The organism is Kosakonia sp. BYX6, assembly GCF_038449125.1.
GTDB lineage: Bacteria > Pseudomonadota > Gammaproteobacteria > Enterobacterales > Enterobacteriaceae > Kosakonia > Kosakonia calanthes.
The window spans coordinates 3861627-3876103 of sequence record NZ_CP151800.1 but is presented as its reverse complement, the minus strand read 5'-3'; the positions used below and the strand labels follow the sequence as shown (position 1 = coordinate 3876103).

Sequence of the window (14477 nt, the reverse complement as noted above, 5' to 3'; positions counted from 1 at the left end):
TGAGAAAAGGCGCAGATATCTGCGCCTTTTTTATGGAGTCTGCAAAATGAAAATATTGAACATCGCGGTCGGCATTATCCGTAATTCGCAGGGCGAAATCTTTATTACCCGACGTGCCGCTGATGCGCACATGGCGAATAAACTGGAATTTCCAGGCGGGAAAATTGAAGAGGGCGAAACACCAGAGCAGGCGATGATCCGTGAGTTACAGGAAGAGGTCGGCATCACAGTGCAGGGCGCAACACTATTTGACAAGTTGAAATACCAGTTCCCCGATCGCCACATCACGCTGTGGTTCTGGCTGGTGGAAAACTGGCAAGGCGAACCCTGGGGCAAAGAAGGTCAGCCGGGCGAGTGGATCGCGCAAAGCGCCCTGAACGCTGACGATTTTCCACCCGCAAACGAACCCATTATCAATAAGTTAGTGCAAAGCGCCCAGGCCTGTTGAGCATCGCGCAACCCGGTCGACAGAATCGTGCCGCTCTGATAAGTCAGAACCGCCATCAGGCGCTTTCGCAGATGCCTGGAGCACTACTGCTGCTCTTCACTCCAGTCATCACTTTCTGATAGATCGCCGGCACTGGGGATGCGTTTCTCTTCTGCCGCCCATTCGCCCAAATCAATTAATTGGCAACGCTTGGAACAGAATGGGCGAAACGGGCTGTTTTCACCCCATACAACAGATTTCCCGCAGGTCGGGCAGTTAACGATAGTTGCTTCAGTCATCATGGCTCCTTAACAGCAGGCCAGTTCAAAATCCAGCCGCTCCGGCACGAGGCCGTTTTCGCTGTCGAGGGGTAAAAAACGAATGGCGAAACGGCTTTTATGCCCGGAAATTTGCGGGTAAAGCCTTTCGCTAAGCGGCAGTTGCAGACGCAGCAAATCGGCGTCTTCGCCATTGTCCTGGTAAAAACCATTCAAGCTGGTTTGGCGACGAAACGGTGCGGCATTGCGAATCAAATCAAGTACGAGCGTCAGCGTGGCACGCAGTGGCTCCAGACTTTCCAGCCAAATATCAATCTGCGCATCGCGTTGTTCCTGCGGTAAATGCAGCCACATATGCAGCGTGGGCAGATCGAAACTGCAACACCCGCCAGGGATGCTTAAACGCTGGCGCACCAGGCCAACCAGGCGATCCTCACGTAGTAATTGGCCTATACGTGGTGCGGCCATCAGCACCGAGCCGCTCTCTTTCAACTGCTGGCGAATGGCTTCCATACGGTTGAGGTCAACGCCCGGAACTTCGCTCCAGGCACGCAGTTTACGCTGCTGGCGCTCCAGCTCTTTCAGTAATTCAGTACGGGTGTCACCGCGCTCGAACACATCCAGCAAATCGCCCACGTTACGGAAAAAGTACAACGCGTCAGCATGGTCGCTTAAAGGCAAATGGACGGAGAGTTGTTGCAGTAAAAATTCGACGCGCAGCCAGGTGCGCATCTTTTCGTTAAGCGGATGTTCAAAAAGGATGTGGGTGTGCATTACGGTTTTTCCTGTGATACGGCCTGCGAAGCGTACTTGAGATACGCTGCGTGCAGGCGGGCAACATCCGATGCTATCGCATCTGGTGCGCCATTATTGTCAATAACGTCATCTGCGACGGCAAGTCGCGCTTCGCGAGTGGCCTGGGCAGCGAGAATATTTTCCGCATGTTCACGGGTCACACCATCACGCTGCATAGTGCGTAAAATTTGCGTCTCAACCGGGACGTCAATCACCAACACCCGATCGGCTTTGCGATAAAGCGCGTTTTCGACCAGCAACGGGACAACCCACAGTACATAAGGCGATGTCGCCTGCGCCATTTCCTGCTGGGTCTGCTGGTGAATGAGCGGGTGAAGTAACCCGTTCAGCCAGCTCTTATCGCGCGGAGAAGCAAAAATATGTTCACGTAATAAACGGCGATTGAGCGAACCGTCCGCGAGGATCATTTCAGCGCCAAAACGCTCGGCAATGGCCTTTAATGCAGGGGAGCCTGGCTCCACCACCTGACGCGCAATAACATCCGCGTCGACAACGTTAATGCCAAGTTCCGCAAAGGCATTTGCCACGGTGCTTTTTCCGCTACCAATGCCGCCGGTTAACGCGACCGTATACCCCATAACGCTCAATCCTAAAAATGGTTTGCCTGATATCACAATCTGCCCAGGGTTTACCACAATCATGACGACTAAATACCTTCGTACATTAAGAGGAAAAACGCAAAAGCGAAAATATATTTATTATGTAAATCAAGAGATTGTAAATTAATCAAGCAACAATAAAATCAATTAACCGAAACTGGTCCATTCGCCAGGTAAATTTATAGGATTGTAGCGTAAAAAAAGAGATTTTCGCAGTCTTGCGTGGCCCTTATTAGTGCGTATGATAACGTCACTGGAGTTGTGTGTTCGTACTTTCGCCATTAGCCCCAGGAATCCCCACATGCGTATCGAAGAAGATCTGAAGTTAGGTTTCAAAGACGTTCTTATCCGCCCTAAACGTTCTACTCTTAAAAGCCGTTCCGATGTTGAACTGGAGCGCGAGTTTACTTTTAAACATTCTGGAATGCGCTGGTCTGGCGTACCGGTTATTGCCGCCAATATGGATACCGTTGGCACCTTTGCGATGGCGAAAGCGCTGGCATCGTTCGACATTCTCACCGCCGTACATAAACACTATTCTGTCGAAGCCTGGAAAGGCTTTGTACAAGCTGAATCCGAGGATGTGTTGCGCCATGTTATGGTCTCCACGGGTACATCCGACGCAGATTTCGAAAAAACCAAACAGATTCTCGCGTTGCACCCGTCGCTGAACTTTGTGTGTATCGACGTGGCGAATGGCTACTCCGAGCATTTCGTGCAATTCGTCGCAAAAGCGCGTGAAGCCTGGCCGAACAAAACTATCTGCGCGGGCAACGTCGTAACCGGTGAAATGTGCGAAGAGCTGATCCTCTCCGGTGCCGATATCGTTAAAGTGGGTATCGGCCCAGGCTCCGTCTGTACCACGCGTGTGAAAACCGGCGTTGGCTATCCGCAGTTGTCTGCCGTCATTGAATGTGCGGATGCCGCGCACGGCCTCGGCGGGCAGATTGTCAGCGATGGCGGTTGTACTGTTCCAGGCGACGTTGCTAAAGCATTTGGCGGCGGCGCGGATTTCGTCATGCTCGGCGGTATGCTTGCCGGTCACGAAGAGAGTGGCGGCACTGTTGTTGAAGAAAACGGCGAGAAATTCATGCTGTTCTACGGCATGAGTTCTGAATCCGCGATGAATCGCCACGTTGGCGGCGTTGCCGGTTACCGCGCTGCAGAAGGCAAAACCGTGAAACTCATCCTGCGTGGCCCGGTAGAAAATACCGCGCGCGATATTCTTGGCGGTTTGCGTTCAGCCTGTACTTATGTCGGCGCTTCCCGCCTGAAAGAACTGACCAAACGCACCACCTTTATCCGCGTTCAGGAACAAGAAAACCGCGTTTTCAATAGCCTGTAACTTGGCTTGCAGGCGCACGTTGCTGCGCCTGCATTATCCTGCGCCGCCCATCGCATCACCCAGATGAAAAATGGGCAGGTACATTGCCACCACCAGTACACCAATAATTATCCCTGTCACCACCAGCAATAGCGGCTCCAATACCGCAGCCAGCCCATCGGCCTGGCGTTGTGTTTGCTCACTGTGATGCTGCGCCAGATTGTCGAGCATACTGTCCAGCGCTCCGGACACTTCCCCCGTGCGAACCAGTTGAATGCAGAGCGACGGGAACTCACCGCTCTCTTTTAATGCCGCTGAAATCGATGCGCCTTCGGTTATCTCCCGATGCGCTCGTTGCAATACTTCTCGCCAGTATGGGCAGGTTAAGGTTTCTATCACGCTCTCCAGCCCTTGCAAAAAAGCGATGCCAGAGCGTTGGGTTAACGACAACACGGTAAAAACCTGGCTCAGCCGTTGCCCGCGCACCAGCGGCCCGATAATCGGGCTTGTCAGTAATAACCGCTGTCGGTAACGCAGCCACCCCGCATGGTTGCGCAACAAGGGGAACGCGGCGCTGGCCAACAATGCGCAAACCATAAAGGGCAAAGCACATTGCTGCACGATGTTGGCGCCGGCAATCACCCCACGGGTTAACGCCGGGAGCGGTGTGTTGAACGTTTGGTAAATGGCGGAAAACTCCGGCAGCACCAGGTAAACCATGGCCAGCACCACCGCTGCGGTCAGGGAAAGAATGATCAGCGGGTAGCGCAGCGCTTTTTTCACCTTCAATGACAGCTCACGCTGTGCTTTTTGCTGGCTGGCGAGTTTGAAGCAGCACTCATCCAGCTTGCCGGTCAATTCGCCAGTGCGAATCATCGCCAACCAGAGCGGCGGAAACACTTCCGGCCACTGCTGCAGCGCCGCGGAAAATGTTTCGCCCTGTTCAAGTGACTGCGCCAGATGGCGCAACAGCGCTTGCCACTGCCTGGCTGGATGTTGCTCCGCCATGAGCTGCAACCCTTCAGGAAGGGTCAGCCCGGCTTGCAGTAAAGTGGCAAGCTGGTTGAGCAGCGCCGTACTGTGTTCCGCTTGCCAAAGCGCGCGGCGCACCGGGCGGCGTTTGAGCGTTAACGGGTGAAGCCGTTGCTGATAGAGCTGCAACATCGCTGCCGTGCGGTTTTCGCTCCAGCACAGGCCACTTTGCAATTCGCCGCTTTCATCAAGCCCGGACCACTGCCAAAGTTGCTTACTCGCCATCCGGGAAACCCAATATCCGCACCAGCTCCTCCAGCGTGGTAAGCCCTTGTTCCACCGCCAGGCAACCATGTTGGAACAGCGTTGTCATCCCGCCTTCGCGGGCGCACTGTTCGATGTCGTCGGCACTCATACCACTGGCGATTGCCTGGCGCACTTGCGGAGTAATGTCGAGGATCTCAAATAGGGCTACCCGCCCATAAAAGCCGTGATAACACTGCTCGCATCCTTCGGCGCGCCAGCGAGGTAACGGACGTGGCCACACCTTCTCGGGCAGGTGCGTGTTTTCTACCGCCAGCTTGCGACAGTGGGGACACAGCTTTCGTACCAGCCGCTGCGCCACAACCAATGTCAAAGCGGAGGAGATCATCCAGCGCGCGACGCCCATTTGCTGAATGCGCACCAGTGTTTCGCTGGTGGAATTGGTGTGCAGCGTCGACAGCACCAGATGCCCGGTTTGCGACGCTTTGATGGCAATTTCGGCCGTTTCACCATCGCGGATTTCGCCCACCATGATGATGTCTGGATCCTGGCGCAGCAGAGCGCGCAGTACGCTCTGAAAAGTCAGCCCGGTTCGCGGGTTAATCTGCGTCTGGTTTAACCCGGCAAGGGGAATCTCTATCGGATCTTCCACGCTGCAAATATTGACCTCCGGCTTATTGCGCGCCTGTAACGCGCTATACAGCGTCACGGTTTTACCGCTGCCTGTCGGGCCGGTGACCAACAATAGCCCTTGCGGTTGCGCTAGCGCGGTTTTAAACAGCGCCAATTGAGACTCAGTCATACCGAGCGCCGTGAGTTCCAGCGCCTGATTAACCTGATGCAGCAAACGCAGCACCACTTTCTCGCCATGACGACAAGGCAAGGTCGCGATGCGAAATGAAACAGGTTGCCCGGAAAGTTCCACGCTGAACTGCCCATCCTGCGGTAGCCGACGTTCGGCGATATCCAGATTACCGAGCACTTTCAGCCGTGCCGTTAGCGTGCTGGCGAGTGAACAGGGAAGGGGCGACAACGCATGCAATACGCCATCGACGCGCAGGCGAATGGCATAGTGCGTCTCGCCCGGTTCGAAGTGGATATCCGAGGCGCGTAGCATCAGCGCCTGTTGCAGCGTCTGGTTCAGGATCTCAACCGCAGAACCGCTATCTTCTTTGATTTCGACAACCGCGGGTGTGGCCACCGGCGAAGCGATTTGTTGATGCTTGTCCATTTGCTCCTGTGTCCAGCAGCGGATATCTGCGCGCTGTCGAACGGCGAAACTGAGCGATTCCATCAGCTCTGTGCTGGGGTTTCCCACCACGGCAATAGTGACCTGCTCTTCGTCGCGGCTCAGTAGCAGCGCATTGTGACGCAGGCAAAGTGCTGCCAGTTTGTCTTCTTTCATGGCTGCTCCTTAGCGTCCAGTGCGGAAAATGTCTTCGCAGGCTTGTTGCAGTGCGCTGTCTGCTTGTGTGTTGCAGGCGCGCGTCCAACCTTGCATGCCGTCGGCATTGCTCCACTGCGGAGTCATCACCACACTCAGCCCGTTAAGGCTCTCCTGGCCGGTCAGCGAGACGACACCTTTTGTGACGCTGATGGCCGAGACATAGCGGGTGGTGGTGGGCGCAGGGATGCCATTGCTGCTGGCATCGCAGTTATCAACGCCACCCCGTTCCAGTGCGCAAAGCTCAACGGCCGTTCGGTAAGGGACAAACGCTTGCAGCATGTCGGTCAATGCCGCTTTGCGCAGGTAGTTTTGATAAGCGGGAATGCCGATGGCGCTCAGAATCGCGATGATGCCGATCACAACCATCAGTTCAATGAGGGTAAATCCGTGTTGTCTGTTCATAGACGGCTCCTTATGCAGAGCCGCTACTGTGTCAGTGCATTTGTTGCAAAGCGAGGGGCGAAACGGGTTTTGGGAAAGCGGCTTCCGGCTTTTCTGCCGGATTTACAGCGGATACCAAAATGCATGCGAGGCAGGCCGCAAAAAACGGGCCAGTGGCCCGTTCAGCAGAGGAGTGTTGTTAGCGAAAGCGCATCGACAGGTCGAGGGCGCGGACATGTTTTGTCAACGCGCCCACGGAGATATAATCAACACCGGTTTCGGCGAATTCGCGCAGTGTTTGTTGTGTGACGTTGCCAGAGACTTCCAGCTTCGCCTGGCCGTTGGTGCGTTGTACCGCTTCACGCATTTGTTCGGTGGAGAAGTTATCCAGCATGATGATGTCGGCCCCCGCTTTCAGCGCGTCGTCGAGCTCCTCAAGGGTTTCCACTTCGACTTCTACCGGCACATCCGGGTGCAGCCAGAAAGCTTTTTCCACGGCCTGGCGAACCGAGCCAGCGGCGATAATATGGTTCTCTTTGATCAGAAACGCATCGGAAAGCCCCAGCCGATGGTTCGCGCCGCCGCCGCACAGCACCGCATATTTCAGCGCGGTACGTAGCCCCGGCAGGGTTTTGCGCGTATCCAGTAGCTGCGTTTTTGTGCCGTCAAGCAGTTCAACATAGCGACGCACTTCGCTCGCCACGCCGGACAAGGTCTGAACAAAGTTGAGCGCGGTACGCTCACCGGTGAGCAGCACGCGTGATGGGCCGTCAATTTCAAACAGTGGCTGGTCGGCACGCACGGTGTCGCCGTCGTTAACGTGCCAGCTCAGCGTCACGTCATCGCCCGCCAGTTGGATAAAGACCTCTTCAACCCAGCGTTTACCGCAAAACACCCCGTCTTCGCGGGTGATCACCACCGCATGAGAGCGGTTTTCTGGCGGTAACAATTGCGCGGTAATGTCGTTATTCGCGTCGACTTCTCCACCCAGATCTTCGCGCAGCGCCTGGGCGACAGCGGCGGGGATATCCAGTTCGATGCGTTTGAGCAGTGCGTCACGTCGAAGGTCGGGGTTATAGCGGCGAGGCGGCATGATAAACTCCAAAAAGGGTAACGAATCACAATGTTAGACGGTATCTTATGTGGGCATGCCATTACGGGACGCCGCGTAAGCATGCTACTCTGAAGCGTGTTTCAGCACCATCCTCTATAAGGAGTTCCTTATGCAGTTACGCAAGGGCTGGCTGGTGGAAGCGCGGCATGTGCCGTCTCCCCATTTCGATTGCCGCCCGGACGATGAACAGCCTTCTTTGCTGGTGGTACATAATATTAGCCTACCGCCCGGCAAGTTCGGCGGCCCGTGGATAGACGCATTGTTTACCGGGACGCTGGATGCGACCGCCGATCCTTTTTTTGCTGAGATTGTTCATCTGCGCGTTTCCGCGCACTGCCTGATCCGCCGCGACGGCGAGATTGTGCAGTACGTGCCTTTCGATAAGCGCGCCTGGCATGCGGGCGTTTCGACATACAAGGGCAGGGAGCGCTGTAACGATTTCTCAATTGGTATTGAGCTTGAGGGAACCGATCATCTGGCTTATACCGACGCGCAGTACCACCAGTTGGCGGCGGTGACACGAACAGTGATTGAGCTTTACCCGTCGATTGCCGACAATTTGACCGGACACAGCGATATCGCCCCCGATCGTAAGACCGATCCAGGCCCCGCTTTTGACTGGGCGAAGTTTCGCGCTCTGGTCGCCGATTCGTCAGAAAAGGAGATGCCATGACGTTATTTACCATGCTGCTGGTGCTGGCAGCGGAACGGCTGTTCAAACTGGGAGAACACTGGCAACTGGATCACCGGCTGGAAGTGCTGTTCCGCCGGGTAAAACACTACTCACCGTTCAGAACGCTCGCGATGACCGTGTTGGTGATGCTGGTGGCGTTCCTGATTTTGCGTGCGTTGCTGGGGTTATTTTTCAATGTCCCGCTGCTGGTGGTGTGGGTAATGATTGGCTTGCTGTGCATTGGCGCGGGTAAAGTGCGGCTACATTATCATGCCTATCTGAAAGCGGCAGCGCGAAACGACAGCCATGCGCATATGGCGATGGCCAATGAGTTGACGCTGATCCACGGTGTGCCGCCGGGGTGCAGTGAGCGCGAGTTTTTGCGCGAGCTGCAAAATGCGCTGCTGTGGATTAACTTCCGTTTTTACCTCGCGCCGCTGTTCTGGTTTATTGTCGGCGGCCCGTGGGGGCCGGTGCTGCTGGCGGGCTACGCGTTTTTACGTGCCTGGCAGTCGTGGCTGGCGCGGTTTCAAACGCCAAATGAGCGTCAACAATCGGGCATTGACGCCATCTTGCATGTGCTGGATTGGGTACCGGTGCGTCTTGTCGGCGTGGTTTACGCCTTAGTTGGGCATGGTGAAAAAGCCTTGCCGGCCTGGTTTGCATCATTGGGCGATCGCCACACTTCGCAGTATCAGGTGTTAACGCGCCTCGCGCAGTTCTCTTTGGCGCGCGAGCCGCATATGGATAAGGTTGCCACACCAAAAGCGGCGGTATCGATGGCGAAGAAAACCTCGCTGGTGCTGGTGGTTGTGGTGGCGTTGTTGACGATTTACGGCACGCTGATTTAACAACGTGCCGCAGTACTACTGATTATCCGCCGCCGGGATGCCGAAATCAGGCATCCCGTTTTCTTGCCAGCGAATCGTTTTCAGGCGGGTATGGCGATTGGGATCGTACAGCGGGTCGCCCTCAATCTCTGTGTAATTACGCGCGTGATACACCAGCACATCTTCCCCTTCCGGCGTTTGCGTAAAACTGTTGTGGCCCGGGCCATACTGGCGGTTTTTATAACTGGTTTTAAACACCGGCTGCGGCGCTTTGTGCCAGTTCGCCGGGTTTCGCGGATCCGCGTTGATATCAATCCACAACAATCCCATGCAGTAGTTTTCATCGGTCGCGCTGGCGGAATAGCTTATAAATAGCGTATCGCCATGGAACAACACCGCAGGCCCTTCGTTGACCAGAAAACCCCGGCATTCCCAATCGAACTCCGGTTTGCTCAGCATTACCGGTTCGCCTTTGAGCGTCCAGGGAGTTGCCATTTCCGCCAGGTAGAGGTTGGAGTTTCCCGCAATGTCCGGCGCTTTTTGCGCCCACAGATACCAGCGTTTCCCCTGATGGACGAAGGTGGTGGCATCCAGGGCAAAGGTATCAAACGGCGTTTTCACCTGGCCTTTTTCCACCCAATGCCCGGTGAGCGGATCGGCATCCGCGCACTCCAGCACAAACATGCGGTGCTGGAACATGTTCAGTGCATCCAGCGCTTTCGTCCAGGTTGCAGCAAAGTACAAATACCATTTGCCATCAATATGATGCAGTTCCGGTGCCCAGATGAGTTCGCTCATCGGCCCGCTGTGCGGCTTGCGCCAGACGGCTACGCCTTCGGCGTGGCGCAGGCCGTCCAGTGTTGCGGCTCGGCGGATCTCCAGACGATCATATTCCGGCACCGAAGCAACGAAATAATAGTTGCCTTCATGGCGCAGGATAAACGGATCGGCGCGCTGCTCAATAAACGGGTTTGGCCATTCATTCATTATGCATTCCTTACGTTGTCGCCCGCGGGTACATGCTGACTGCCGGTCAGTTCGTGGTAGTTAACGCGGCGTTTTTCCAGATCTGTCTGGATCTGTTGCATCAATTCACGGTCGACTTTCAGCAGGCGAACCACGCCCGCAGTAATCAGGTAGCCGACGCCCGGAATCACGGTAAACAGCAGCATGATGCCGTTAATTGCGCTGGCGCTTTGCTGTTTGGCGCCGGCGTCGTAACCGTACCAGGAGAGCAGGAAACCGACCATCGCGCCAGCCACTGCCAGCCCGACTTTCAGGAAAAATAGGTTGCCGGAGAAGCTAATACCGGTGATGCGTTTGCCGGTTTTCCACTCGCCGTAATCATCCACATCGGCCATCAGCGACCAGTGCAGCGGGGACGGGATCTGATGCAGGATATTGAGCAGGAAGTAGAGCACCACAATCAGCACCGTGGCGTGCGGATCGAAGAAGTAGAAAGCACAGGAAAAAATCGCCAGCGCGATATTGGTCCAGAAGAACACTTTCAGCTTGCACCAGCGGTCGGTCAGCACTTTCGCCAGCATACTGCCGCCCATCATGCCCACCACGCCGAGGCTGATAAACAGCGTGGCGAAATGAGTGCTTTCCCCCATCACCCAGGTGACGTAATACATGGTGGCCGCCATGCGGATAAACCCAGGGCAAACATTGCACAGCGTCAGCAGCAAGATGCGCACCCATTGGTCGTTTTTCCATACATCTTTGAAATCTTTCTTCAAATCATCATTGGTCGGAACCGCCGGGCGGATACGCTCGCGCACGGTGGCAAAGCAGAATAAAAACATGCACATGCCGATAAACGCCAGCACCGCCATTGCCATCTGGTAACCTTTGGCTTTATCCGCGCCGCCGAACCATTCCGCCATCGGCAATAAAGTCAGTGACAGCAGTAGCGTAGCGATGCCGACCATCACAAAACGGTACGACTGGCAGGCAACACGCTCTTTCGGATCGTTGGTAATCACGCCGCCCAGCGAGCAGTAAGGAATATTGATCGCGGTGTAGGTCAGTGACAGCAGGAAATACGTCACAAAGGCATAGATGACTTTGCTGTTATAAGCCCAGTCCGGCGTGGTGAACATCAGCACGCTAAACACCGCGTAAGGAAGCGCTATCCACAACAACCACGGCCGGAAACGGCCATATTTACTTTGCGTGCGGTCGGCGATTGCGCCCATCAGCGGGTCGGTGACCGCATCAATTACACGAATCGACAGCAGTAAAACACCGACCAGCGCGGGGGCGAGGCCGAAGATATCGGTGTAGAAATAGTTAACAAACAGCATGATAGCGCCAAAGATGATGTTGCATCCGGCGTCGCCCATGCCATAGCCAATCTTCTCTTTAACAGACAGTTTTGTTGTGTCCATTGCCGGTTCTCCCTTTGAGGTATGGGATGAATTATTCGCCTGTAAATTTTTGTTTGCGTAGCAGGATCAGGCCGGAGAGATGGACAAAATGGCTATGTAAAGGAAAGTGTGAGGAAGATAACATTGGTGTAACAACCCTCTCCCGGGCGGGAGAGGGGGGGACAAACAGGGATTAATGCGTTTTCATGGCTTTTGCACTTTTCTGTCGCACGGCATAACCCACACCCAGAATGGCAACCCACACCGGGATCAGCCATACCGAGATCGCCATACCAGGCGTCATCACCATGATCACCAGAATCGCGGCCAAAAACAGCAGACAGATCCAGTTACCTAGCGGATAGAACAGCGCCGGGAAACGTGGCGTAATGCCTTGTTGCTGCTTAGCACGGCGAAAACGCATATGCGCGAGGCTAATCATTGCCCAGTTGATTACCAGTGCAGAAACTACCAGCGCCATCAGCAGGCCGAATGCGGAATCCGGTGCAATGTAGTTGATCAGCACGCACAGAGCAGTCACCAGCGCGGACACCAGAATGGTGTTGACCGGCACGCCGCGCTTGTCGACTTTTTGCAGCATTTTCGGCGCGTTGCCTTGTTTCGCCAGGCCGAACAGCATGCGGCTGTTGCAGTAAACGCAGCTGTTATAAACAGACAGCGCGGCGGTCAGCACCACGACATTCAGCGCATTAGCAACAAAGGTGTCGCCCAGTTCGTGGAAGATCAGGACAAACGGGCTGGTATCAGCGGTAACGCGCGTCCACGGCAGCAGAGAAAGCAACACGGCCAGTGAACCCACATAGAAAATCAGAATACGGTAAATAACCTGATTGGTTGCTTTCGGAATACTCTTCTCCGGGTTATCGGCTTCCGCGGCGGTAATACCGACCAGCTCTAGCCCCCCGAAGGAGAACATAATGATCGCCATCATCATCACCAGGCCGCCAATCCCATGAGGCAGGAAACCGCCCTGATCCCATAAGTTGCGCACGGTCGCCTGTGGGCCTGCGCTGCCGCTAAACAGCAGCCATCCGCCAAACACAATCATCGCCACAACGGCGAACACTTTGATAATGGCGAACCAGAACTCCATCTCACCGAACACTTTTACGTTGGTCAGGTTGATGGCGTTGATAGCAATAAAGAAGACGGCTGCCGAAACCCAGGTTGGGATTTCCGGCCACCAGAATTGGATATATTTACCCACAGCCGTCAATTCCGCCATGGCGACCAGGACATACAGCACCCAGTAGTTCCAGCCGGAAGCGAAACCTGCGAAGTTGCCCCAGTATTTATAAGCGAAGTGGCTAAATGAACCTGCTACCGGCTCTTCAACGACCATTTCGCCGAGCTGGCGCATGATCAGAAAAGCGATAAAACCTGCAATGGCGTAACCCAGAATAATACCGGGACCGGCGGATTGGATGACTGACGCGCTGCCCAGAAACAGGCCAGTCCCAATAGCTCCACCCAGCGCGATAAGCTGAATATGGCGGTTCTTGAGGCCGCGCTTTAGCTGATCGCCGTGCTGTTGACCTTCCATCATGAAACCTCGAATGTGGTTATTACGTGTACGCTGATGTTTGCGTGTAAGGAATAAATTCCATTTCTTGTAGTTTTTAGTTTACGAAGTGCTGAATCAGATTTTCACTCATCCCTTTCGTAACGCTCACAATAGTGGTAAGCGAAGGGGATTGCATCTGCTTTATGACGGTGCAATGACGGTTTGGTTAAAAAGAAACCGTTTGTAAATCACGCCATTACTCCCCTCTTAATGTGTGGATTTCATTCCATGCACTTTATTTGCATAAAAAATCAATTCTTCGCTGACTGAATCGCTTCATATGCCTTAATTATCGTTTCCGGAAAGTTAAATCTGCCTCTTTCGTGGTAAACGGGTCATTTGTGCAAGGTTACATCTTTGAAACGCCATTTCTGTATGATTGTTAAAATGTGCGTGGTTTCCTGATTTCAATCAAAACCTGTATGGACAGAAGGTGAATACTTTGTTACTTTAGCGTCACGAACATGAAATTGGTAAGACCAATTTACTCCGGCCGAATGGTAGAGAAACGGAACAATGGCCTACAGCAAAATCCGCCAACCTAAACTTTCTGATGTGATTGAGCAGCAACTGGAGTTTTTGATTCTCGAAGGGACGTTACGTCCTGGCGAAAAACTTCCTCCAGAGCGCGAACTGGCCAAACAGTTCGATGTTTCTCGTCCTTCACTGCGCGAGGCCATTCAGCGCCTCGAAGCGAAAGGCCTGCTCCTCCGTCGCCAGGGTGGCGGTACCTTTGTCCAAAGCAGCCTGTGGCAGAGCTTCAGCGACCCGCTGGTTGAGCTTCTGGCCGATCATCCCGAATCCCAGTTTGACCTTCTTGAAACGCGCCACGCGCTGGAAGGCATTGCCGCTTATTACGCGGCGCTGCGCAGCACCGATGAAGACAAGGTGCGCATTGGCGAGTTGCATCACGCCATTGAACTGGCGCAGGAGTCGGGTGATTTAGACGCGGAATCTGATGCGGTCTTGCAGTATCAAATTGCCGTCACCGAGGCGGCGCATAATGTGGTGCTGCTTCATCTGCTACGCTGCATGGAGCCGATGTTGGCGCAAAACGTTCGTCAGAACTTCGAATTGCTGTACGCGCGCCGGGAAATGCTCCCGCTGGTGAGCAGCCATCGCGCGAGTATTTTCGCGGCGATCATGGCCGGGAAACCGGAAGAGGCGCGTGAAGCGTCGCACCGTCACCTGGCGTTTATCGAAGAGATTTTGCTGGATCGCAGCCGTGAACAGAGCCGTCGTGAACGCTCACTTCGTCGTCTGGAGCAGCGTAAGAATTAGTCTTTTCTGGTGCAATTTGTACCGGAAGAAGTTGTAACACCAGCGCCAAACTCTAGAGCGCGGCAACTAAACGCAGAACCTGTCTTATTGCGTTTTTCCTCGAGAATGCAATGG

The 14477-nt window shown here is 54.5% G+C and carries 15 protein-coding genes; 5 read left to right on the top strand and 10 right to left on the bottom strand.

The genetic code is table 11. From position 1 onward, the window contains the following. Window positions 1–46: 46 nt before the first annotated feature. The gene (gene mutT, locus AAEY27_RS18215) at window positions 47–448 is read left to right on the top strand and encodes an 8-oxo-dGTP diphosphatase MutT (protein ID WP_342322211.1); all 402 of its coding nucleotides are present in this window, start codon (window positions 47–49) and stop codon (window positions 446–448) included. 83 nt (window positions 449–531) lie between these two features. On the opposite strand, the gene yacG is transcribed toward mutT, so the two are convergent. From yacG to coaE, 3 genes are read right to left on the bottom strand one after another with little or no spacing between them, the layout of a single operon-like run. Beyond that, a complete protein-coding gene (yacG, locus tag AAEY27_RS18210; RefSeq protein ID WP_342322210.1) occupies window positions 532–726 on the bottom strand; it encodes a DNA gyrase inhibitor YacG in 195 nt (64 codons plus the stop codon). A gap of 9 nt (window positions 727–735) precedes the next feature. Next, the gene (gene zapD / locus AAEY27_RS18205) at window positions 736–1479 is read right to left on the bottom strand and encodes a cell division protein ZapD (protein ID WP_342322209.1); all 744 of its coding nucleotides are present in this window, start codon (window positions 1477–1479) and stop codon (window positions 736–738) included. Then, window positions 1479–2099, bottom strand: a complete 621-nt coding sequence (gene coaE, locus AAEY27_RS18200; protein ID WP_342322208.1) for a dephospho-CoA kinase — start codon at window positions 2097–2099, stop codon at window positions 1479–1481. Before coaE ends, zapD begins: the two co-directional genes overlap by 1 nt. Window positions 2100–2421: 322 nt before the next feature. On the opposite strand from coaE, the gene AAEY27_RS18195 reads away from it, so the two are divergent. Further along, window positions 2422–3465 (top strand): GMP reductase, encoded by a 1044-nt coding sequence (locus AAEY27_RS18195; RefSeq protein ID WP_342322207.1) that lies wholly within the window; start codon window positions 2422–2424, stop codon window positions 3463–3465. 33 nt (window positions 3466–3498) lie between these two features. Here AAEY27_RS18195 and hofC read toward each other — a convergent pair whose 3' ends face one another. The 4 genes from hofC to nadC form a co-directional block, all read right to left on the bottom strand. Next, complete coding sequence (gene hofC / locus AAEY27_RS18190; protein WP_342322206.1) at window positions 3499–4701, bottom strand: protein transport protein HofC; 1203 nt, start codon at window positions 4699–4701, stop codon at window positions 3499–3501. After that, the gene (gspE, locus tag AAEY27_RS18185) at window positions 4691–6085 is read right to left on the bottom strand and encodes a type II secretion system protein GspE (RefSeq protein WP_342322205.1); all 1395 of its coding nucleotides are present in this window, start codon (window positions 6083–6085) and stop codon (window positions 4691–4693) included. The genes hofC and gspE overlap by 11 nt, the downstream gene beginning before the upstream one ends. 9 nt (window positions 6086–6094) lie before the next feature. After that, window positions 6095–6529, bottom strand: a complete 435-nt coding sequence (gene ppdD, locus AAEY27_RS18180; RefSeq protein ID WP_342322204.1) for a prepilin peptidase-dependent pilin — start codon at window positions 6527–6529, stop codon at window positions 6095–6097. Window positions 6530–6707: 178 nt separating this feature from the next. Beyond that, window positions 6708–7601 (bottom strand): carboxylating nicotinate-nucleotide diphosphorylase, encoded by an 894-nt coding sequence (gene nadC, locus AAEY27_RS18175; RefSeq protein ID WP_342322203.1) that lies wholly within the window; start codon window positions 7599–7601, stop codon window positions 6708–6710. Between the two features lie 130 nt (window positions 7602–7731). On the opposite strand from nadC, the gene ampD reads away from it, so the two are divergent. Both ampD and ampE read left to right on the top strand, forming a co-directional pair. Further along, the gene (ampD, locus tag AAEY27_RS18170) at window positions 7732–8295 is read left to right on the top strand and encodes a 1,6-anhydro-N-acetylmuramyl-L-alanine amidase AmpD (protein ID WP_342322202.1); all 564 of its coding nucleotides are present in this window, start codon (window positions 7732–7734) and stop codon (window positions 8293–8295) included. Further along, a complete protein-coding gene (gene ampE, locus AAEY27_RS18165) occupies window positions 8292–9146 on the top strand; it encodes a beta-lactamase regulator AmpE (RefSeq protein WP_342322201.1) in 855 nt (284 codons plus the stop codon). Before ampD ends, ampE begins: the two co-directional genes overlap by 4 nt. Window positions 9147–9161: 15 nt before the next feature. Here the strand turns inward: ampE and AAEY27_RS18160 are convergent, their stop codons facing one another. The 3 genes from AAEY27_RS18160 to aroP all read right to left on the bottom strand — a co-directional run bounded on the left by AAEY27_RS18160 (window position 9162) and on the right by aroP (window position 13064). Further along, window positions 9162–10112 (bottom strand): glycoside hydrolase family 43 protein, encoded by a 951-nt coding sequence (locus tag AAEY27_RS18160; RefSeq protein ID WP_342322200.1) that lies wholly within the window; start codon window positions 10110–10112, stop codon window positions 9162–9164. Beyond that, the gene (locus tag AAEY27_RS18155) at window positions 10112–11518 is read right to left on the bottom strand and encodes an MFS transporter (RefSeq protein WP_342322199.1); all 1407 of its coding nucleotides are present in this window, start codon (window positions 11516–11518) and stop codon (window positions 10112–10114) included. The genes AAEY27_RS18160 and AAEY27_RS18155 overlap by 1 nt, the downstream gene beginning before the upstream one ends. Window positions 11519–11690: 172 nt before the next feature. Next, window positions 11691–13064, bottom strand: a complete 1374-nt coding sequence (gene aroP, locus AAEY27_RS18150) for an aromatic amino acid transporter AroP (RefSeq protein ID WP_342322198.1) — start codon at window positions 13062–13064, stop codon at window positions 11691–11693. A gap of 534 nt (window positions 13065–13598) precedes the next feature. On the opposite strand from aroP, the gene pdhR reads away from it, so the two are divergent. After that, window positions 13599–14363, top strand: a complete 765-nt coding sequence (gene pdhR / locus AAEY27_RS18145) for a pyruvate dehydrogenase complex transcriptional repressor PdhR (RefSeq protein WP_342322197.1) — start codon at window positions 13599–13601, stop codon at window positions 14361–14363. The last annotated feature ends 114 nt before the right edge of the window (window positions 14364–14477 follow it).